Source organism: Micrococcus terreus (assembly GCF_900116905.1).
GTDB lineage: Bacteria > Actinomycetota > Actinomycetes > Actinomycetales > Micrococcaceae > Citricoccus > Citricoccus terreus.
Genome location: NZ_FPCG01000004.1, coordinates 290647 through 311861, shown reverse-complemented (window position 1 = coordinate 311861; position 21215 = coordinate 290647). Strand labels below are relative to the sequence as shown.

Annotated in this window: 20 protein-coding genes and 1 rRNA gene; 17 read left to right on the top strand and 4 right to left on the bottom strand. The window is 68.2% G+C overall.

Annotation, left to right across the window (positions count from 1 at the left end; genetic code table 11):
* The first annotated feature begins 281 nt into the window (after positions 1–281).
* The 16 genes from rrf to BM355_RS07225 all read left to right on the top strand — a co-directional run bounded on the left by rrf (position 282) and on the right by BM355_RS07225 (position 14593).
* A 5S ribosomal RNA gene (rrf, locus tag BM355_RS07295) occupies positions 282–398 on the top strand.
* 185 nt (positions 399–583) lie between these two features.
* On the top strand, positions 584–1753 hold the full coding sequence (locus tag BM355_RS07290; RefSeq protein WP_177227876.1) for a hypothetical protein: 1170 nt from the start codon (positions 584–586) through the stop codon (positions 1751–1753).
* A gap of 3 nt (positions 1754–1756) precedes the next feature.
* Positions 1757–2560, top strand: coding sequence for an HAD-IIA family hydrolase (locus tag BM355_RS07285; RefSeq protein WP_091696642.1), 804 nt, complete (start codon positions 1757–1759; stop codon positions 2558–2560).
* Positions 2557–2796: a hypothetical protein gene (locus BM355_RS07280; protein ID WP_143109444.1), complete on the top strand. Its 240-nt coding sequence runs from the start codon at positions 2557–2559 to the stop codon at positions 2794–2796. The genes BM355_RS07285 and BM355_RS07280 overlap by 4 nt, the downstream gene beginning before the upstream one ends.
* Positions 2793–3599, top strand: coding sequence for a TlyA family RNA methyltransferase (locus BM355_RS07275; protein ID WP_091696637.1), 807 nt, complete (start codon positions 2793–2795; stop codon positions 3597–3599). The genes BM355_RS07280 and BM355_RS07275 overlap by 4 nt, the downstream gene beginning before the upstream one ends.
* A 32-nt stretch (positions 3600–3631) precedes the next feature.
* Entirely contained in the window at positions 3632–4807 is a 1176-nt protein-coding gene (locus BM355_RS07270) for an NAD kinase (RefSeq protein WP_374786114.1), read from the top strand.
* A complete protein-coding gene (gene recN / locus BM355_RS07265; RefSeq protein WP_091696634.1) occupies positions 4804–6552 on the top strand; it encodes a DNA repair protein RecN in 1749 nt (582 codons plus the stop codon). The genes BM355_RS07270 and recN overlap by 4 nt, the downstream gene beginning before the upstream one ends.
* Before the next feature lie 24 nt (positions 6553–6576).
* Positions 6577–8256: a CTP synthase gene (locus tag BM355_RS07260; RefSeq protein WP_091696631.1), complete on the top strand. Its 1680-nt coding sequence runs from the start codon at positions 6577–6579 to the stop codon at positions 8254–8256.
* An 11-nt stretch (positions 8257–8267) separates the two neighbouring features.
* A complete protein-coding gene (locus tag BM355_RS07255; RefSeq protein WP_091696628.1) occupies positions 8268–8927 on the top strand; it encodes an NUDIX domain-containing protein in 660 nt (219 codons plus the stop codon).
* Positions 8890–9897, top strand: a complete 1008-nt coding sequence (gene xerD / locus BM355_RS07250) for a site-specific tyrosine recombinase XerD (protein ID WP_091696626.1) — start codon at positions 8890–8892, stop codon at positions 9895–9897. Before BM355_RS07255 ends, xerD begins: the two co-directional genes overlap by 38 nt.
* Before the next feature lie 492 nt (positions 9898–10389).
* Positions 10390–10956 (top strand): hypothetical protein, encoded by a 567-nt coding sequence (locus BM355_RS07245; RefSeq protein WP_143109443.1) that lies wholly within the window; start codon positions 10390–10392, stop codon positions 10954–10956.
* Positions 10957–11213: 257 nt separating this feature from the next.
* On the top strand, positions 11214–11537 hold the full coding sequence (locus tag BM355_RS14125; protein WP_143109442.1) for a hypothetical protein: 324 nt from the start codon (positions 11214–11216) through the stop codon (positions 11535–11537).
* The gene (locus tag BM355_RS07240) at positions 11534–12844 is read left to right on the top strand and encodes a WXG100 family type VII secretion target (protein ID WP_091696622.1); all 1311 of its coding nucleotides are present in this window, start codon (positions 11534–11536) and stop codon (positions 12842–12844) included. The genes BM355_RS14125 and BM355_RS07240 overlap by 4 nt, the downstream gene beginning before the upstream one ends.
* Before the next feature lie 53 nt (positions 12845–12897).
* The gene (locus BM355_RS07235; protein WP_091696619.1) at positions 12898–13266 is read left to right on the top strand and encodes a hypothetical protein; all 369 of its coding nucleotides are present in this window, start codon (positions 12898–12900) and stop codon (positions 13264–13266) included.
* Positions 13263–13763: a DcrB/PsbP domain-containing protein gene (locus BM355_RS07230; protein ID WP_143109441.1), complete on the top strand. Its 501-nt coding sequence runs from the start codon at positions 13263–13265 to the stop codon at positions 13761–13763. The genes BM355_RS07235 and BM355_RS07230 overlap by 4 nt, the downstream gene beginning before the upstream one ends.
* Positions 13760–14593: a hypothetical protein gene (locus BM355_RS07225; RefSeq protein ID WP_091696614.1), complete on the top strand. Its 834-nt coding sequence runs from the start codon at positions 13760–13762 to the stop codon at positions 14591–14593. Before BM355_RS07230 ends, BM355_RS07225 begins: the two co-directional genes overlap by 4 nt.
* Positions 14594–14696: 103 nt before the next feature.
* Here BM355_RS07225 and BM355_RS07220 read toward each other — a convergent pair whose 3' ends face one another.
* Genes BM355_RS07220 through BM355_RS07205 form a run of 4 tightly spaced genes read right to left on the bottom strand, consistent with a single transcriptional unit; the run spans position 14697 to position 19010 of the window.
* The gene (locus BM355_RS07220) at positions 14697–15851 is read right to left on the bottom strand and encodes a bifunctional 2-methylcitrate synthase/citrate synthase (RefSeq protein WP_091696612.1); all 1155 of its coding nucleotides are present in this window, start codon (positions 15849–15851) and stop codon (positions 14697–14699) included.
* Between the two features lie 11 nt (positions 15852–15862).
* Positions 15863–16801: a methylisocitrate lyase gene (prpB, locus tag BM355_RS07215; RefSeq protein ID WP_091696609.1), complete on the bottom strand. Its 939-nt coding sequence runs from the start codon at positions 16799–16801 to the stop codon at positions 15863–15865.
* Positions 16801–18318: an MmgE/PrpD family protein gene (locus BM355_RS07210; RefSeq protein ID WP_091696606.1), complete on the bottom strand. Its 1518-nt coding sequence runs from the start codon at positions 18316–18318 to the stop codon at positions 16801–16803. The genes prpB and BM355_RS07210 overlap by 1 nt, the downstream gene beginning before the upstream one ends.
* Complete coding sequence (locus BM355_RS07205) at positions 18315–19010, bottom strand: GntR family transcriptional regulator (protein ID WP_091696604.1); 696 nt, start codon at positions 19008–19010, stop codon at positions 18315–18317. Before BM355_RS07205 ends, BM355_RS07210 begins: the two co-directional genes overlap by 4 nt.
* Positions 19011–19225: 215 nt before the next feature.
* On the opposite strand from BM355_RS07205, the gene BM355_RS07200 reads away from it, so the two are divergent.
* Positions 19226–21178 (top strand): acetate--CoA ligase, encoded by a 1953-nt coding sequence (locus tag BM355_RS07200; protein WP_091696601.1) that lies wholly within the window; start codon positions 19226–19228, stop codon positions 21176–21178.
* Positions 21179–21215: the final 37 nt, after the last annotated feature.

Genomic DNA, 21215 nt, shown 5'->3' with positions numbered 1-21215 from the left:
CAGAACACTGGGTTGATAGGCCGGACGTGGAAGCAAGGACTAAAGACTTGTGAAGCCGACCGGTACTAATAGGCCGATAACTTACACACACACCCACCCCCCCAGGGGGTGGGGACCAATTGATGTGCGCGTCCACTATGCGGTTGACACCCAACAACCCACCCCCTAACAACAGCAGCTCTACGGGCTGCGCACTGGGGGAGCAAATGAATAATGGTGTAACAAGCCACCCTCGAAGCAACCCGTGAACACTGACCGGGACCACAGCAGGGTGAAAGAGTTACGGCGGTCATAGCGTGGGGGAAACGCCCGGTCCCATTCCGAACCCGGAAGCTAAGACCCACAGCGCCGATGGTACTGCACACGGGAGTGTGTGGGAGAGTAGGACGCCGCCGGACACTACTTTCAAAGACTCGGGCCCCACCACACGGTGGGGCCCGAGCACGTTAACAGCCACGTACACCCGGATCAGCCCGGAGGACTGTCCGCGGGCCGGTCCGGTAGTCTTGGGACGCTCTGCGGCGCACCGGACACCCCGGGGCAGCAGCACAGACGACGCCCAGCGACAGAGGAACAGAGTGCCATGACTGATCGATTCGATCGCTCCGCTTCCAGCCAGGATCGCCCCGCGCGACGCAGCGGGCAGGACCGAGGTCGAGATTCCCAGGTAGGCGCGTCGGGTTCAGCGAAGGGGCGCCGGCAGGGAGCCCCGGCACGGGGGACCGACGGCGGACGAGGCGACCGGGAGTGGACGCGAGGCGAGGGCCGCTCTGCTGGGCGCAGCGGTGCGGGGGAGCGCACTGGCAGGAGCGCAGGTCGCAACGAGGGCCGTGGTCAGCGCGGGTCCCGTGGTTCGTTCGGTGAGCGTCCCCGTGGCGGCGACGGGGAAGAGCGTGCGCCGCGTGAGCGCACGCACAACCCCAGTGATCTTCGCAGCGCCAATCGCCCAGACCGGGCCAAGTCCCCGGAGATCCATGAGGATGTCACCGGCAAGGAGCTGCACCGGGGGACCACGCGAGAGCTGGAGTCACTGGATGAGCGCAATCGCCCTTGGGTCGCTCGTCACCTGGTGATGGCGGGGCGGCTGTTGGACATCGACCCTGAGCTGGCGTTCGAGCACGCCCTGGCCGCGAGCCGCCGTGGCGGCCGGCTGGGATGTGTGCGCGAAGCCGTGGGGATCACCGCCTACGCCGCCGGGGAGTATGCCGAGGCGCTGCGAGAGTTCCGCACCTATCGTCGGATCACCGGGGACAACACCCATCTGCCGCTCATGGTGGACAGCGAGCGTGCCCTCGGCCGCCATCAGAAGGCCTTGGAGCTGGCCGCCGAGGTGGACCCCAGCTCGCTGGAGAAGCCGATTCGGGTGGAGTTGGCCATGGTGATCTCCGGCATCCACCAGGACCTGGGGCATCCGGAGAAGGCAGTAGCGGCTCTGGAGATCCCGGAGTTGAATCCCCGCCGCGGATTCTCGTACAGCCCGCGGCTCTTCCACGCCTATGCCGATGCGCTGGAGGCTGCCGGGCGAGACGATGAGGCGAAGCTGTGGAACCGGAGGGCCGCGGTGGCCGAGGAGGCCCTGGGAGTCGGCGCATTCGAAGAGCCCGAGATCATCGACTTCGGCCTGGACGATGAGGCAGAGACCCGCCGGCCTCGTGCCAAGGATGTGGTGCCCCCAGGTCGGGGCGCTCGAGATCACGGCAGGGGTGCAGACCGGGACCGCCGTCCGGAGAGCCGCCGGACCACGAGGGACTGAGCAGTGGAGGCGAGCTTCTTCTCCGGTCACGATGCTCTCCTGTGCGATCTGGACGGCGTCGTCTATGCCGGTGCCGGTGCGATCGCCGGCGCGGTCGAGACACTCCATGAGCTGACGGAACGCGGTGTGCCGGTGGCCTTCGTGACGAACAATGCGTCACGGTCCCCGCAGAGCGTCGCCGAGCATCTGGCCGAGCTGGGCATCACGGCCACAGCCGAGCAGATCTTCGGTGCTGCGGCAGCTGGTGTTCGCCTGCTGCAGGGCATGGAGCTCCCACCGGGCAGCGCTGTCCTGGTGATCGGTTCGGACTACCTGCGGGGTCTGGTCAGCGAAGCCGGGTTCCGGGTGGTCAGCAGGGCCGACGAGCAGCCTGCAGCGGTCATCCAGGGGTTCGATCCGTCCGTGGGCTGGGCCGATCTGGCTCAGGCTGCCTATGCGATCCAGGCAGGTGCAGTCTGGGTGGCGACGAACACCGACCTGACCATTCCTCGCGCCGAGGGGATAGCGCCCGGCAACGGCTCCCTGGTCCAGGCCGTCTCGCAGGCCACCGGCGTGATTCCCCCCGCCGCAGGAAAGCCGCAGCCCCTGCTGTTCCAGTGGGCTGCCGAACAGCTCGGGGCACAGCGGCCCCTGGTGGTGGGAGACCGGTTGGACACGGACATCCTGGGCGGGAACAGGGCTGGATTCACCACTGCCCTGGTGCTGACCGGCGTCGACTCCAGAGAGAGCGCTGCAGCGGTACCTCAGGACCAGCGCCCCCAGGTGATCGTCCAGTCGCTGGATGAGCTGCTCGGGGAACGGTCATGAGCGACCACCCTCGTCACCCCGGTGCGTCTGATGAGACCGAGAGATTGGATCTGGGTCACGAGGATCCACAGCGGCCGCCCTTGGACACCGGCGACCCCGACGCCGACGCGGTGCTGCACCGGCTCTGGTCCCAGGATCGATCCGCACCCGAGGACGAGCTCAGTGCATTCCGCGACGCCCTGGACGAGCTGACCGGCTTGACCAGAGACCAGCCGCGTCTGCCAGGACAGCCGTGACAGCGTCTGGTTCCCGATTGGACGTCGAGCTGACACGCCGAGGGCTGGCTCGCTCCCGGACGGATGCCGCCACCCTGATCGCCGGAGGATCGGTGCTGGTCAACGGACGAACCGCTCAGAAGGCGGCGCAGAAGGTCCTCGGATCCGACCGTCTGGAGCTGGCTGAGACCGGCCCTCGTTATGCGTCCCGCGCCGGACACAAGCTGGCCGGTGCGCTGGAGGTCTTCTCCGTCGTCGGGACGGAGGGGAAGAGATGCCTGGACGCAGGGGCCTCCACCGGAGGCTTCACCGATGTGCTGCTGCGCTCCGGTGCTGCGTCCGTGGTGGCGGTGGACGTGGGGCACGACCAGCTGGTGCCGCGGCTGCGAGACGACCCTCGTGTGCAGGTCCATGAGGGACTGAACATCCGCGACATCACCCCTGACCTGGTGGGCGGACCGGTGGATGTGGTGGTCTCGGACCTGTCCTTCATCTCTCTGCGACTGGTCATGGAGCCGTTGGCGGGCATGTGCCGGCCCGGTGCCGACCTGGTGCTGATGGTCAAACCGCAGTTCGAGGTCGGCCGGACCGCCCTGCCCAAGGGCGGCGTGGTGCGCGAGGCCGCACAGCGTCGCACCGCGGTGGTCGGCGTGGTGGACTCCGCGGTGCAGGCCGGTCTGGAACCTCACGGACTGGCCCGGTCCCCGTTGCCCGGACAGGACGGCAACGTGGAGTTCTTCCTGTGGCTGCGCAGTCCGATGCGGCCGACCCCCGCCGCAGATGCGGAGGACTGGGTGGACAGACAGACTGTGAACTGGGCCTGAGCGTGTCCGTGGCCGTGGCTATCCTGGACAGGATGACTTCCCCCAACGGACGGACCACCGCCACCATGCCACGTCGGATCCTTGTGCTCGCCCACACCGGCCGGGCCGACGCCATTCGGGCAGCGCTCACCACGAGCGTGATGCTGCAGCAGGCAGGGCTGACCCCGGTCATGCTGGCCAGTGATGTCGAGTCCCTCGAGGCTGTGGTGGCCGCCGGTGATGTGGCCCATGAGGGGATGATCGCCCAGACACTGGGGACCGACTGCGAGCTCGAGGACGTCGACCTGGGCGTGGTGCTGGGCGGAGACGGCTCGGTGCTGCGGGCGGCCGAACTGGTCCGGGAGACCACCGTCCCGCTGCTGGCTGTGAACCTGGGCCACGTCGGTTTCCTGGCCGAGTCCGAACGCACGGACCTGCACCGCACCGTGCAGGCGATCGCCGATCAGGACTACTCCGTGGAAGAGCGCCTGGCGATCGACGTCAAGGTCTTCGCCGAGGATGCCCTGGTGGCCCAGACCTGGGCGCTGAACGAGGCCTCTGTGGAGAAATCCAACCGGGAGCGCATGCTGGAGGTCGTCACCTCGGTGGACGGTCGACCGATCTCCTCCTTCGGCTGTGACGGCGTGGTCATGGCCACGCCCACCGGCTCCACCGCCTACGCGTTCTCTGCCGGCGGCCCCGTGGTCTGGCCGGACGTGCAGGCCCTGCTCATGGTCCCCATCAGTGCGCACGCCCTGTTCTCCCGGCCGCTGGTGGTGTCCCCGCGCAGCGTGCTCTCGGTGGAGGTGCTACCGCGCACCAACGAGCCCGGCGTGCTCTGGTGTGACGGCCGACGCACCGTGGACCTCCCGCCAGGGGCCCGGGTGCAGGTGACGCAGTCGCCCACGCCCGTCCGGCTGGCCCGGCTCTCCCTGACCCCGTTCACCGAGCGGCTGGTGCGCAAGTTCGACCTGCCCACCGAGGGCTGGCGTGGACCGGTCTCGGCCACGGACCGTGCCGAAGCCGACGCCCGGGAAGCCGCCCGGCAGCAGGCCCGTCTGCAGGAGGCCCTCCAGGCCCAGGAGGCCGGGGCATCCGCCGGTGTGGCCGTCGTCGAACCTCACCATCTGGCCCCGCGCCCTGGCGTGGTGCCGCCGGCCACCCGTGCACTGCCCGTCGTCACCCGGGAGGACACCGGGTCCGCCGGAACCAGGCAGGACCGGTCATGATCGAGTACCTCTCCATCACCGGGCTCGGGGTGATCGCCGAGGCGTCCGTGGACCTGGACCCCGGCTTCACGGTGGTCACCGGTGAGACCGGAGCGGGCAAGACCATGGTGGTCACGGCCATGAACCTGCTGTTGGGCGCCCGTGCCGACGCCGGGGCCGTGCGGCACGGAGACCCGCATGCCGTGGTGGAGGCCGGCTTTGCCGTGTCCCCGGACAACGGTGCAATTCCCCTGGCCGAGGAGGCCGGCGCCGTCCTGGACACCGAGCCCGACGACGGCCCCGCCACCGACGAGCAGAAGGTCGCCTTGGTGGTCTCACGCACGGTGGGTGCGGCAGGCTCGTCCTCGCGCTCACGTGCTTCGGCTGGTGGGCGCGGGGTTCCCGTGGCGCTGCTGTCCGATCTGGGCGAGCACCTGGTGGCCGTGCACGGGCAGACCGACCAGCTGCGCCTGAAGTCGCCCGCAGCCCAGCGGCATGCGGTGGACGCCTTCGCCGGGGCGCCGCTGGCCGCCGTGATGGACCGGTACCGGCAGGACTTCCAGTCATGGCAGGACGCGAGGTCGGAGCTGGAGGAGATCACGGCCCACGAGCAGGACCGAGCCCGGGAGGCCGAGAACCTGCAGCGGGCGCTCGAGGAGATCGACGTCGCTGAGGTCCAGGCTGGGGAGGACGAGCAGGTGCGCGCTCTGATCCAGCGCCTGGAGAACGTGGAGGAGCTGCGTGCGGCCAGCGGCGGCGCCCATGCACACCTCTCCGGAGCTGATGCGGCAGACACCTTCGACACCCCGGCCGCAGAGGTCCTGGTGGAGCAGGCCCGTCAGCTGCTGCTGCAGGCTCCCGGGGACGATCCCGAGCTGATGGCCCTGGCCGGGCGGCTGGCCGAGGCCGGGATCATCCTGGCCGACATCTCCGCCGAACTCGCCGGGTTCGCCGCGCGTCTGGACGATGACGCCGCGTCTGCCCTGGACACCGCACAGTCTCGCCTGGCGGAGCTGAACCGGCTCATGCGCCTGTACGGCCCGGAGCTGCAGGACGTGTTGGACTGGGCGGAGCAGCACCGTCCGCGCCTGGAGGAGCTGCAGGGGGACACCAGCCGGATCGAAGAGTTGACCGTGCAGGTCGAACGGCTCCAGGAACAGGTCCGGGCCGGTGCCGACGAACTCTCGGCCCTGCGCGCCGCCGCGGCTGAACGGCTCTCCGGCGCCGTCACCGAGGAGCTGCACGCCCTCTCCATGCCGGACGCCACCTTCCACGCCCGTGTCCAGCCGGTTTCCGAGTGCGGACCGCACGGTGCCGATGAGATCGCCCTGCTGCTGCAGCCTCACGCCGGATCGGATCCGCGCCCGTTGGGCAAGGGGGCCTCTGGCGGTGAGCTCTCCCGAGTGATGCTGGCCCTGGAGGTCGTATTGGCTGAGACCGACCCCGTTCCCACCTTCGTGTTCGACGAGGTGGATGCCGGCGTCGGCGGTGAGGCCGCCGTGCAGATCGGACGACGCCTGGCTCGGCTGGCCCAGCATGTGCAGGTGATCGTGGTGACTCACCTGCCCCAGGTCGCCGCGTTCGCAGATCGGCACCTGCGGGTCACCAAGGCCTCGGACGCGGACGCCGGGGTGACCACCTCCGGGGTGCTGCACCTGACCGGCGAGGACCGGGTGGAGGAGCTGGCCCGGATGCTGGCCGGACACGCCGGGTCGGAGACGGCCCGCGACCACGCCCGGGAGCTGCTGGAGCACAGTGTGGTCTGATCCACGGTGATATGATCGAATTCCGTGGTGCAACCTACATCGAGATTCCAGAAGACCCCCCACGCGACCCGGCACATCTTCGTGACCGGCGGCGTCGCCTCCTCTCTCGGCAAGGGGCTCACGGCCTCCTCCCTGGGACATCTGCTGAGGGCCAGAGGTCTCTCTGTCACCATGCAGAAGCTCGATCCCTACCTGAACGTGGATCCGGGCACCATGAACCCCTTCCAGCACGGCGAGGTGTTCGTGACCGAGGACGGTGCCGAGACGGACCTGGACATCGGGCACTACGAGCGCTTCCTGGACGAAGACCTGGATGGGATGAACAACGTCACCACCGGACAGGTGTACTCCTCCGTGATCGAACGGGAGCGTCGCGGCGACTACCTGGGGGACACCGTCCAGGTCATCCCGCACATCACCGATGAGATCAAGCGGCGAATGCGCCTGCCAGCCGGTGCCGAGCAGGCCCCTGACGTGATCATCACCGAGATCGGCGGAACCGTCGGCGACATCGAGTCCCAGCCCTTCCTGGAGGCCGCCCGCCAGGTCCGGCAGGACATCGGACGGGACAACGTGTTCTTCCTGCACGTCTCCCTGGTCCCGTACATCGGGCCCTCCCACGAGCTCAAGACCAAGCCGACCCAGCACTCGGTGGCCATGCTGCGCTCGATCGGCATCCAGCCCGATGCGATCGTGATCCGGTCGGACCGTCAGGTCCCGCAGGACGTGCGGGACAAGATTGCCCGGATGTGCGATGTGGACACGGACGCGGTCATCAACTGTGCTGACGCTCCGTCCATCTACGACATCCCCCAGACCATCCACGCCCAGGGACTGGACGCCTACGTGGTGCAGTCCCTGGACCTGAAGTTCAAGGACGTGGACTGGAGTGTGTGGGAGGCACTGCTGGAGGCCGTCCACCAGCCCGAACACCAGCTGGAGATCGCCCTGGTGGGCAAGTACATCGACCTTCCGGACGCCTACCTCTCCGTCACGGAGGCCCTGCGCGCCGGCGGGTTCGCCCACCGCGCCCGCGTGGCCATCCGTTGGGTCCCCTCCGATGACTGTTCAACCCCGGAGGGCGCCGCTCAGGCCCTGACCGGTGTGGACGCCATCTGCGTGCCCGGCGGGTTCGGCGTGCGCGGGCTGGAGGGCAAGCTCGGGGCCCTGCGCCATGCCCGTGAGAACGGCATCCCCACCCTGGGCCTGTGCCTGGGACTGCAGTGCATGGTGATGGAGTACGCCCGCAACGTGGCCGGGCTGGCCGAGGCCGGCTCCACCGAGTTCGACCCGGACACCGCCCACCCGGTGATCGCCACGATGGCCGAGCAGAAGGAGATCGTGGCCGGCGCCGGCGATCTGGGCGGCACCATGCGCCTGGGCTCGTACCCTGCGGCGCTGACCGCCGGAAGCGTCGTGGCCGAGGCCTATGGGAGCACCGAGGTCACCGAGCGGCACCGGCACCGCTACGAGGTCAACAACCAGTACCGCCCCCAGCTGGAGGCGGCCGGACTGGTCTTCTCCGGCACCTCACCGGACGGGACCCTGGTGGAGTTCGTCGAACTGCCGCGGGAGCAGCACCCGTACTACGTCTCCACGCAGGCCCACCCGGAGTTCAAGTCCCGACCCACGCGCCCCCATCCGCTGTTCGCCGGCCTGGTGGCCGCCGGGCTGGAGCATCAGCGCACGCGGGTCTCCGGCTGAGCGGCAGCATCATGACCAGCTACCAGGTTCACGACGACGGACCCCTGGCCGATGTGCCCACCTCACGGGAGGTGGAGGGGCGCGAGACCGTCTTCGACGGCATGGTCTGGGACGTCACCCGGGATGCGTTTCGGATGGCCCCGGACACCCCGGTGCTGCGGCGGGAGTACATCCGCCACCCTGGAGCGGTGGCCGTGGTGGCCCTGGATCAGGCCCAACGGGTCTGCGTGATTCGGCAGTACCGTCACCCCGTGGGGCAGGAGCTGTGGGAGATCCCAGCCGGGTTGCTGGACGTGGACGGTGAGCCGATGCTGGAGGCCGCGCAGCGCGAGCTCGCAGAGGAGGCGGACCTGGTCGCGGCGCAGTGGGAGGTCCTGGTGGACTTCTTCACCACGCCGGGCTCCTCCTCAGAGGGCATTCGGATCTACCTGGCCCGGGACCTGACCCCGGTGCCGGAGCAGGAACGTCACGCACGTGAGGGCGAAGAGGCCGGGATGCCCCTGGCCTGGGTCCCGCTGGATGAGGTGGTCAGCGCCGTGCTGGACGGGCGTGTCCACAACCCCTCCATCTGCATGGGCGTGCTGGCCGCGCAGGTCCAGGCCGCCACCGGCTTCAGCTCCCTGCGGCCGGCCGATGCGCCGTGGACGGATCACCCGCGTGAGCGAGCCTGATCCGCAGCTGACGCGCCGCGCCACGGCGTACCTGGACCACCTGGCCGTGGAACGGGGCATGTCCGCCAACACGCTGTCGGCCTACCGCAGGGACATCAGCCGCTACCTGGGCTGGCTGGCCCAGCAGGGAGTCCAGGCGCCGGACCAGGCGACTCGGCAGCATGTCACGGGTTTCCTGCAGGCGCTGGGCACCGGGGAGGACGGAGGGCATCCGCTGGCCCCGCGCTCCGCGGCCAGGGTGCTGGCGGCCGTGCGCGGCATGCACCGGTTCTGGGCATTGGAAGGGCTCACCGAGGCCGACCCGGCACAGGACGTCACCCCACCTCGCACCGCAACGCGGCTGCCCAAGGCACTGCCGGTGGGACAGATCACCGCCCTGCTGGAGTCCGTTCCCACCGACACGCCTGCGGGTCTTCGTGACCGGGCGCTGCTGGAGTTCCTCTATGCCACCGGTGCACGCATCTCCGAGGCGGTGGGACTGGACGTGGACGACGTCCTGGGTGCGGTGCGCACCGGCGAGGCCGAGCAGGAGGCGACGGTGACGGGGGAGGAGGGGCCCGCCGTCGTGCGTCTGTTCGGCAAGGGATCCAAGGAGCGGATGGTGCCGTTGGGCTCCTACGGGGCCGCCGCGGTGGAGGCCTGGCTGGTGCGCGGCAGGCCCGCTCTGGCCGGGCAGGGGACGGGTTCGCCGGCCCTGTTCCTGAACCAGCGTGGGGGCCGACTCTCCCGACAGTCGGCGTGGACGATCCTGAAGAAGGCCGCCGAACGGGCGGGGATCCAGGCCGATGTCTCTCCGCACACCCTGCGCCACTCCTTCGCCACCCACCTGCTGGAGGGCGGAGCAGATGTGCGGGTGGTGCAGGAGCTGCTGGGTCATGCCTCCGTCACCACCACCCAGGTGTACACCCTGGTCACCGCTGACACCCTGCGCGAGGTGTATGCGGCGGCGCATCCGCGGGCGCTGAGCTGAAACTGTAGTGTTCACGTAACGTTTCAGGTCACGGGATCGTTAGATTGTGAAACCTTTTCAGGGGTGGACGGCCGTGGTGGGATCGCCCCCATGGATACCTCAACATCAGCAACTCCCACTGCCCGCGTCCGCCCCACGGCCCCGGGGAGTCGACGAGCCATCCGGGCACGTCAGACGGTGCTGGGCCTCAGCGCCGCAGCCGTGCTGGTGCTGACTGCATGTACCGGCGGCGGTGATCCTGACCCTAGTGACACTCCGACGGCGAGTGTGAGTTCCAGCGCCAGTGATAGTGCCAGCCCGACGCCGTCGGTCAGTGAGAGCGCATCGGCATCGGCGACGCCGAGCGCGAGCGAGAGTCCCAGTGAGAGCGTCGAACCGAGCCAGAGCACTGAGCCGAGCGAGTCTGCCACGGCTGAGCCGTCGGAGTCCGCCAGTGAACCCGGTGCCGGGGGAGAGACCTACGTCTCCGAGGGCGGGGTCTTCTCTTGGACGTTGCCGACTGGGTGGTCGGCGGTCTCCTCGGACTACTCCGAAGAGAGCATGGACTACGCCGGGTACCCCTACGAGACCCTGAAGTTCTCCTCCGAGACCAACCCGATCGAGGCCGGCGCCACCCTCGGCGTGGGACCGACCGACGGGGATGGGCCCAAGCCGGGTATCGTCGAGCTGCTGGACTCCGAGGAACTGCCCGAGCTCCACCGCGGAATGAACACCGATTCGGTCTGGTACCGGGCCTACATGGTGGAGCCTAGCTCGGACATGCCGGGACTGACCCCGGATGATGAGATCGCGATCATGATCCAGCTGGTGAGCGTCCCGGAGGGGGTGGACCCGTTGGCCGAGGATGAGGACGTCTGGTCGGCATGGAACTACTCGGTGCAGGACCCCGAGATGGAAGGCGTTGTGGCGGCCAACTTCATCAGTTCCAGCGTGTCCCTGTCTCAGGCCGAGGAGCTGACCGGGCAGAGTGGGGAAGCCGCACTGCGGGCGATGATCGAGACTGATGAGTACCAGCAGGTGCGTGATCTGCTGAACTCCATGGAGGTCGACCGAGACTGAGCACCACGGGAAGACTGATCGCGCATACTGAGTGCCCCGGCGCTCTGTGCGTAGCGGCTCGGTAGAGATCTGCGGATCTCTGCGGTGCCGAATTTTCGAGCGTGTCTGTCCCGTCAAGGTCCGGCCATGGGGAGAACTATCCATCCATGAATTCGCCTTGCGATTGTTCAGGTCCTTAGGGTGGTAGAGGCGAAAAACGCCCGTTATTGATGCTGTGAGATCCACAGACACTGTTTTCGACACCATTCAGGGGAGATATGGGGTACGAGTTAGACCTGGACTCAGCCAACTCAACGGTTGAATCAGCTTCGGGTGTAACCGACGATCTGCGCTCGGCATTTCAAGGGGGCCACGAGGCCGCCGTCGACATCGATGCTGTGCTCTCGCATAGCGACGCGGTGTCTGGCGCACTACTGTCGCTACGCGGTGAAGTGCTCTACCGATTCGACGAGGTGGTGAGCTCCACGACAGGACACAACATCTCCGCAACCGGTGAAGCCCTGACCGTCTATCGCGACGGAGATGAAGAGATGCTCTCCCGTGCCGAACGTGAAGATCCCCGGACCCAGGAGGGGCTGTGAGCGATCCCCGATTCACTGTCGTCGACCTCGACGATCCAGAGAGCATCCGCACCGCGGCAACGACCATGGCGACGAAGTACTCAGCCGTGGAGACGACCATGGAGACCATGTCCAACACATGGTCAAATCTGCAGACCAGCTATCACGGAGCCGATGAGCAGACTGTGCATCAGGCGATGCAGTCTCCTCAGGAGCTGGCCGCAGACCTCGTCACCGCAGCCGACGCGGCGAAGAAGGCACTCACCAGCTATGCCGATGATCTGGAAACTCTCGCCTCGACCCGATCGACGCTGGTCTCAGACATTGACACCTTTCTGAGCACTGCGGAAACCACGTATGCGGATGACCCCAGCGGCAAAGAAGAGGCCATCAGCGAACTTCAGTCTCGCTGCCGGGCGCTGGCCGAAGCCAAGGACACTGCGCAGAACACCTGCACCGCGTCGCTCGGTGCCATCTCAGCCCCGGACGATCCAGTCCGTGGACTGACGTACCCACTGCACCTGAATGGTGCCCGCGAGGTACGTGAGGTCGCCGGATGGAGTTCAACGCCGGCAACATTCCTCGATGCATTCGGTGTGACACCTTCCGACGATGTGCATCCGGCCTTGGCCTGGAGCCTATGGGGCGTGAACCATGCAGTGACCGGAGTATCGACCTATGCCACCATCGCCCAGCACCGGGCCGGTCGCTTCGCCCCGCGCCAGAATTGGATGCCCCGTATGGGACAGTGGTCGAGCAAGACAGGGCCGGGAGCCGGCATCGTCAAACGGGTGTTCGGTTGGGACGCACGAGCGGTGACCCATGGCGGACGGTATGTGAAGGCCTCACTGCCCGGATCGACCGTCCTGGGACGCATGGCGGCACGGTCGCACCCGGGCAACTACCAAGCGAAGCCTCACCAGGCAGGGCGGTATGCCCGCTGGGGGCGTGTTGGCCGTGTGGCTGGCCCGGTGGGCGCGATCATTTCCGGAATCGGATCTGGTGCCGATCAGTGGAGCCAGGACCAGCAGAACCATCCCGAGATGCGTACCGCAGAACGTGTGGGCCGTACCGGTGCCGTGGGTGTTACGGTCGGTGGCGGCGCCTTGGCTGGCGCAGCGCTCGGTGCGTCCATTGGCTCGGTGGTGCCCGGCGTAGGAACCGTCATCGGCGGAATCGCCGGCGGCATCATCGGAGGTGTCGCCGGATCCGAGGCCGGAAAGTGGCTGGGTGACAAGATCAAGGAGCCCATCGGCAAAGCCACCCAGGCGGTGACCGATGCCGTCGCCGACGGCGGCAAGAAGGTCTGGAAAAAGCTCTTCGGATAGGGTCGTGCGAGGACCGTGCCACGGATGAACACTACGGAAGGAGAGCACCACACATGGGTGCAGTTCCCGGCTTGCTGATTGCTATCGCGGCCATCGGTGCACTCTGGTGGTCCTGGTTCTATCAGGCCCGCATTGTGGGTCCCTCCTGGTACGGGAGCTTCGGATCCCGCATCTTCCTGTATCTCATCCCGTCCTTCTCGCTCCTGCTGCTGTGGGTGGGCATCAGCGAGGCAGCCACGGGATTCGGAGCCCCGCTGCCAGGAGCTCTCTTCGACACCGTCACGGTGGGGCTGTTCGTCCTACTCCTGTTGGGCATCGTCGGCACCCTTGGAGTACCTCTACCCGCCCCCTGGGCGCCTCGGTGGATGCGTGAACATCGACAGAAGAACCGTCAAAAACGACGGGAGGGCAAGACCTCATGAACGAGCTACATGCGGACGTTGGCACCGTGACGGTGCCCTCGTGGGGGCTGAACTTCTCGGTCCCCGCTGGATGGAACGTCGACGATTCTGGTATTGACGCTGGGGTACTGATTGTCAGCACCCCAGACCCGTGGACCGCTGGATTCCAACCGAACCTAGTACTGACGATGGCTGCCATCACCGCAGACCAGGACGCAGCCGACACAGTCCTCAGGGAACAGCAGTCTCTCGATGCCGTCCTGGACGAATCCCTCGCGGATTACCGACTCGTCCACTTGGGGCCGGAACCATGGGGAACACCAGAACGTGACGGTGTCCACCGGATGGCGGTCTACACCGGCGAGAACGGCCTGCCCGTGATGATGTCCCAGTGGGTCGCCCGCAGTGACAACCGAGAAATCAGCATGACCTTCACCTATCCGGTTGCCGACTTCTCCTGGGGGATCGACGGCGGTCGCGCCATGGCTGAATCCTTCGTCTGGTCGGAGGCAGAATGACCACCTCACAGCAGCACACCCTGGAACTCAGCGTCGAAGCATTTGAGATGCTCGGCGCGTCCCTGGGCCCACTCGACGGCGACCCTTCGCAACCCGTCAGGGACATCATTGCGTTAGACGGCCGCACTGTCATCGACCAGGGGCGCCCCCGCGCAGGCTACGAGGACCTGTGCAACAGCCTCGTTGACGCGCAGGGGATGGCGGTCATCACTCTCTCCGAGGTGGCCGACAGTCCTCGCTCCGGCAAGCTCTTGGACGGACCGGGCCCCGACCCGGTACGTGCCAGCTTTGTGTGGTGGAGCCACTACGGCATGACGACGGCAGAGCCGATTCTTCAGGGCTATCGCCTGCACTTAGAAGGGGCCGGCGGTCTGTATCGCTTCCTGCTCGACGCCACCGGTCTAGGGCCGCGGCCTGAACCGAGTGCGCCCGTCCGGCTCAAGCCATCTCGAGAGGTCATGCAGGGGTTTGCCCTGGAGGACTCACAGGCACCTGACGGGGAGGCGGCTCGTCGCGCTCTCGCGCACGACCTGGAAGCGTCCTGGCCGGAGCTGGCTGATGACATCCGCACGGGCACCTATCGGCAAGTGACGGTGGCCGCCCAATTCAACGGGGTCGACGGTCTGAAGGAGACGGGCACCTGGTATCTGGACTCGCCACAGGGCCTGCTGGTCCATGTGGAAGAGCCTCGGTCCTTTCGTGCGAACCGGCACACCCTGGTGTCCAGCCCGTCGTGGCAGCTGTGGGCGGAGCTTCTCGAGACCCTTCCCACGCCGCAGGACGTCGAGGTTTGGCTCGAGGAAGCGGCCACCACACATTTCACGTCGTAACCTCACACCACGTCGGCCCCGTCACCTTTTGTGCAGAAGGTGACGGGGCCGACGTCGGGAATGTGGTGGTGGTGCCGGGGGACCCGGTACCGCGGGGGAAGGCTCAGGCACCGGGGACGTGACGCTCCTCCGGGCCGTTGTACTCCGAGAGCGGGCGGATCAAGGAGTTAGCCGCACGCTGCTCCACCACGTGGGCGGTCCAGCCGGTGACCCGGGCGGCGATGAACAGCGGGGTGAACAGCTCGGTGTCGAAGCCCATCAGGTGGTAGGTGGGCCCGGCCGGATAGTCCAGATTCGGCTTGATCTGCTTGGCCTCGTCCATGGCCTGCTCCAGGCCGTTGTACAGACCCAGGATCTCGTGCCGGCCGAAGTGCTCGATCATCGCGTCCAGCGCCTTCTTCATGGTCGGCACCCGGGAGTCGCCGTGCTTGTAGACCCGATGGCCGAAGCCCATGACCTTCTTCTTCTGCGCCAGGGCATCCTCCATCCAGGCCTGGGCCCGGTCCTTGGCGTCCTGCTCCGACTCATCCGGGCGGATCCCGATCTCGTCGAAGGTGTGCATCACCGCCTCGTTGGCGCCACCGTGCAGCGGCCCCTTCAGCGCGCCGATCGCACCGGTGACCGCCGAGTGCAGATCCGAGAGCGTGGAGGTGATCACACGGGCGGTGAAGGTGGAGGCGTTGAAGGAGTGCTCGGCATAGAGGACCATCGAGACGCGGAAGGCGTCCACGACCTCCGGAGCGGCCTCCTCCCCGAAGGTCATCCACAGGAAGTTCTGGGAGTAGTCCAGATCCTCGCGCGGTTCGATCGGCTCGGTCGGACCGCCAGCGGTGCGGCGGCGCTGCTCGTAGGCCACCACGGCCGGCAGCTGGGCGAACAGGGTGCGGGCCTTCTCCAGCTCGGCCTCCGGTGAGGAGTCCTCAGCCTGCGGGTGGGCCGCGCCCAGGATGGACACGGCCGTGCGGACCGAGTCCATGGGATGGCAGTCCACGGGCAGCGCGTCCAGGGTGTCCTTCACCTTCGGATCCAGGGCGCGGTGGGAGCGTTCGTGGGCGGTGTACTCGGCCAGCTGTCCCTGGGTGGGCAGCTCCCCGTTCCAGAGCAGGTAGGCCACGGCCTCGAACGGCTGGGTGGCCGCCAGCTCCTGCACCGGATAGCCGCGGTAGAGCAGGGAGTTGGTCTCCGGGTTGACCTTGGAGACGGCGGTGTAGTCGACGACGACCCCGGCCAGCCCCTTCTTGATCTCAGTCTCAGTCACTGGGTCCTCCTTCAGAGGTTCGCGCGGTTGGAGTCGATGTCCAGCGTGGGCACCTGGAAGTTGTAGATGCCGGTGTCGAAGCGGTTGTAGGCCTCATAGTCCACCAGCTCGTACAGCCGAGCGCGAGTCTGCATGTGCTCCACCTGCGACTGCTGGGTCCCCTCGGCCTGGATGGTGTCCAGCACCCGCTCAGCAGCGCCCATGGCCGCGCGCAGCAGGGTGACCGGGTAGATCACCACGGCCACACCCGCCTCGGCCAGCTGCTCCCGGGTGAACAGCTCAGACTTGCCGAACTCGGTCATATTGGCCAGCACCGGCACCCCGAGCGGCTCCATGGCCTGGCACACGGCCTCGAACTCGGACAGGTCCTTCAGCGCCTCCGGGAACACGGCGTCCGCGCCCGCCTCCACCAGGGTCCGCATGCGGTCGATCGCCGCATCCAGCCCCTCCACGGCCCGCAGGTCCGTGCGGGCCATGATCAGGAAGTTCGGGTCCCGGCGACCGTCCACCGCGGCGCGGATGCGCTTGACCGCCGTGTCGATGTCCACCATGTTCTTCCCGTCCAGGTGTCCGCACCGCTTGGGGTTGAACTGGTCCTCGATGTGGCAGCCGGCCAGGCCGGCGTCCTCGAGCTCCTGGATGGTGCGGGCCACGTTCATCGGCTCGCCGAAGCCGGTGTCGGCATCGATCAGGCAGGGCAGATCCGTCATGCGCGCGATCTGACCACCGCGGGCGGCGACCTCACTCAGGGAGGTCAGGCCGACGTCGGGAAGGCCCAGCTCATTGGCCAGCACGGCACCGGAGATGTACACCCCGGGGAAGCCCTTGTCCTGGATCAGCTTGGCCGTCAGCGGGGTGAACGCCCCGGGGAAGGGCTGGGCCGCCCCCGGGGTGAGCAGCTCGCGCAGGCGCACGCGCTTCTGCGCGGCGGTGTGGGTGGCGTACAGCATCAGAACAGTCCCTCCGGAGCAGCGCTCAGATCGATCACGCCGTCGGTGGCGGTGATGTTCAGCTGGTCCAGCTCGCCGGCGCCCAGGGATGAGGTGCGCTGGGCGGCGTCCAGGAAGCGCTCGATCTCCTGCTCGGCGACCAGGCCCTCGGCCAGGGTGCGGAACTTGTGGATGTACTGCTCACGGGCGAACGGGCGGGCGCCCAGCGGGTGGGCGTCGGCCACGGCGATCTCATCGGTGACGGTGGTCCCGTCCTCCAGGGTGATGACCACGCGTCCGCCGAACGCCTTCTCGGAGATGTCCAGGGAGTGGTACCGGCGGGTCCACTCGGCATCCTCCTCGGTGGTCACCTTGTGCCACAGCTCCACCGTGTCCGGGCGGGCGGCCCGCTCCGGCGCGTAGGAGTCCACGTGGTGCCAGGAGCCGTCCTGCAGGGCCACCGTGAAGATGTAGGGGATCGAGTGGTCCAGGGTCTCGCGGGAGGCCTGCGGATCGTACTTCTGCGGGTCGTTGGCCCCGGAGCCGATCACGTAGTGCGTGTGGTGCGAGGTGTGGATGACGATCGAGCGCACGTTCTTCGGATCGGTGACCTCCGGGCGCTCGCGGTTCAGCTTGCGGGCCAGGTCGATCCAGGCCTGGGCCTGGTACTCGGCGGAGTGCTCCTTGGTGTAGGTGTCCAGGATGGCCAGCTTCTGCTCGCCGGCCTCCGGCAGAGGCACCACGTAGTGGGCGTCCGGTCCGTCCAGCAGCCAGGCGATGAACCCGTCCTCGCCCTCATAAATCGGCACCGGGGAGGTCTGGCCGCGCATGGCTCGGTCGGCGGCCTCCACGGCCATCTTCCCAGCGAAGGCCGGTGCATGGGCCTTCCAGGTGGAGATCTCGCCCTTGCGGGACTGACGGGTGGCGGTGGTGGTGTGCAGGGCCTGGCCGATGGCCTGGAACACGGTCTCGGTGTCCAGCCCCAGCAGAGTGCCGATGCCGGCGGCGGCCGAGGGGCCCAAATGCGCCACATGGTCGATCTTGTGCGCGTGCAGGCAGATGCCCTTCACCAGGTCCACCTGCAGTTCGTAACCAGTGGCGATGCCGCGCACCAGGTCCCGACCGGTGGAGCCGCGGTGCTGGGCGACGGCCAGGATCGGCGGGATGTTGTCTCCGGGGTGGGAGTAGTCCGCGGCCAGGAAGGTGTCGTGGTAGTCCAGCTCGCGCACGGCCACCCCGTTGGCCCACGCGGCCCACTCGGGGGAGACGCGCTCGCCGATGCCGAACACGGTGCCCCCGGTCCCACCGGTGGACGGGGCATGGGTCAGGGCCTGAGCGCGAGCGGAGACGATCGGGGCGCGGTTCAGGGAGGCCACGGCCACGGAAGCGTTGTCGATGATGCGGTTGATCACCATCTCCTCGACCTCGGCGCTCACCTCCACGGGGTCGGTGGCCACCTCGGCCATCTTCCAGGCGAGCTGGTCCGGGCGCTGCAGGTTCTCCTCGGAGCGGTAGACGCGGACGTCGTGGTTGATCATGAGACTCTCTCCTGTGGTGTGTCGGTGAGGCTGGCGGTCGGGGGACTGTCCTGGCCGGGTCCGCGGTGGCGTCCGGTCAGATGGTCATGGGCATGGTGCAGGTGCAGTGTGGTGGCGGCGGCCGCGACCTCCGGATTGCCGGAGGCCAGAGCCCGGGCGATCCCGGCGTGCTCCTGGGCCGAGGCGGCCAGCCGCGCCGGGTCGTTCTGGGAGAGCCGGCGCAGGCGGGCCAGGTGGACGCGCAGTCCCCGCAGTGCCTGGGTCAGGTACGCGTTGGAGCAGGCCGCATCCACGGCATCGTCCAGCTCGGCGGTCAGGCGGTAGTAGGAGTCAGGGTCTGCTCCGGCGGCGAGCTGCTGGTGCGCGCCCTCGAACCGGTCGGCCAGCCGCCGGAAGGTCGCCGGGTCGGCGTTCTCCGCCGCACGCCGGGCCGCCAGTCCCTCCAGGACGGTGCGCAGGTCGAACAGCTGGTCCGCCTCGGCCAAGGAGACCTCGGTGACCACCATCCCGCGGCCGCCGGCAGGCTCGGCTAGGCCGTCGGACACCAGACGGCTCAGGGCCTCCCGCAGCGGCGTGCGGGAGATGCCGAGCCTCTCCGCCTGCTCGACCTCACCCAGGACGGTGCCCGGAGACAGGCGTCCTTCGATGATGTCCTGACGCAGGGCCCGGTAGGCACGATCACTGGCACGCACCCCTTCAGTGTATACACAGAGGGGTCAATGTCGAGACCTGAGTCACGGCTGGTCGAGATCGGCGACTCCGTATCATTCACCCTGAATCGAGCGGTGAGCCGCCCCCTGCGCGGTCGCTGGTGGCAGCAGACTCGAGGGCACGTTGCGCGGGGCCGGGGATGAGAATGTATACACAGACCCTTGTCCGGCGCTCTCCGCGGTCCTATGATCAGCGCATGGCCTCTTCCCGTGATGCAGCTCACAGCGACCCGTCCGCCTACCGTTCGGCGTACGACCGGGCCGAGCAGGACCCCGAGGGGTTCTGGCTCGAGGCCGCCGAGGCGCTGGAGTGGACCCGGCCGCCCACCCGTGCGGTGGACGACTCCCGGGCCCCGCTCCACCGCTGGTTCCCGGACGGCCGGATCAACACCTCCGTGAACTGCCTGGACCGGCACGTGGCGGCCGGACGGGGGGACCAGGACGCCCTGATCCATGACTCGTCCATGACCGGGACGGTCACCCGCTACACCTACGCGGAGCTGCTGGCCGAGGTGGCCCGGTTCGCCGGGGTCCTGCGAGGCCAGGGCGTGGAGCGCGGCCACCGGGTGATCATCTACCTGCCGATGATCCCCGCCGCCCCGATCGCCATGCTGGCCTGCGCCCGGATCGGTGCCGTGCACTCCGTGGTCTTCGGCGGTTTCGCCCCGAACGAGCTGGCCACGCGGATCGACCACGCCCAGCCCACGGTGATCGTCACCGCCACCGGCGGCATCGAGCCCAAGCGACGGCTGGAGTACCTGCCCGCCGTGGCCGAGGCCCTGGAGGCCGCCTCGCATCAGGTGAGCGCCGTCGTCGTGAAGCACCGTGACGGGTTCGAGACGGCGCTGGCGGACGTGGAGGGCCGGGGCGGAGCCCGCTGGGCCGACTGGGACGAGCTGGCCGAGCAGGCCCAGGACGCGGACCCGGTCCCGGTGGCGGCCACGGACCCGCTGTACATCCTCTACACCTCCGGCACCACCGGTGCCCCCAAGGGGGTGGTCCGGGATCACGGCGGGCATGCGGTGGCGCTGCGGTGGACCATGGAGAACATCTACGACGTCGGCCCCGGCGAGGTCATGTTCACGGCCTCGGACGTGGGCTGGGTGGTGGGCCACTCGTACATCGTCTACGGGCCGCTGCTGGCCGGGGCCACGAGCGTGCTGTACGAGGGCAAGCCGGTGGGGACGCCGGACGCCGGCGCCTTCTGGCGGGTGATCGCCGAGCACCGGGCCACCGCGCTGTTCACCGCCCCCACGGCGCTGCGGGCGATCCGCAAGGCCGATCCGGAGGGCGAGCTGGTGCAGGAGCACGACATCTCCTCCCTGCGGGTGCTGTTCGCCGCCGGTGAGCGGCTGGACCCGGAGACCCAGGCCTGGGCGGGACGGACGGTGGGTGTGCCCGTGGTGGACAACTGGTGGCAGACCGAGACCGGCTGGCCGATCGGGGCGAACCCGGTGGGGCTGGAGGTGCTCCCGGTCAAGGTGGGCTCCTGCACGGTGCCCTCACCCGGCTTCCACGTGGCGGTGCTGGACGGGCTGGGCGAACCGGTCCCGGCCGGCACCGAGGGCAACATCTGCCTGCGCCTGCCGCTGCCGCCGGGCACCCTCACCACCCTGTGGGGCGATGACCAGCGCTACATCGACTCGTACCTCTCCGCGTTCCCGGGGCACTACGCCACGGGCGACTCCGGTCTGGTGGACGAGGACGGCTACCTGTTCGTGATGGGCCGCACGGACGACGTCATCAACGTCTCCGGGCACCGGCTCTCCACCGGGGCGCTGGAGCAGGCCCTGGCCACCCATCCTGCCGTGGCCGAGTGCGCGGTGATCGGCTTGGCCGACCCGCTCAAGGGCCAGCGTCCCTCCGGGTACGTGGTGCTCAAGTCCGGAGTGGACACCCCGGACCCGGGCAGTCCGGACGAGCAGGACCTGCTGGAGGAGCTGCGCCAGACCGTGCGGCGGCAGATCGGCGCTGTGGCCGACTTCCGGGACGTGGCGGTGGTGGAGGCGCTGCCCAAGACACGGTCCGGCAAGATCCTGCGCAAGACCATGCGCCAGATCGCCGACGGGGAGGACTACACGGTCCCGTCCACGATCGAGGACCGCTCCGTCCTGGACGAGCTCCAGACGGTGCTGCGTCCCCGGCGCTGACCCCTCGACGCGACGGCACCCAAGGGTCCACCACGTC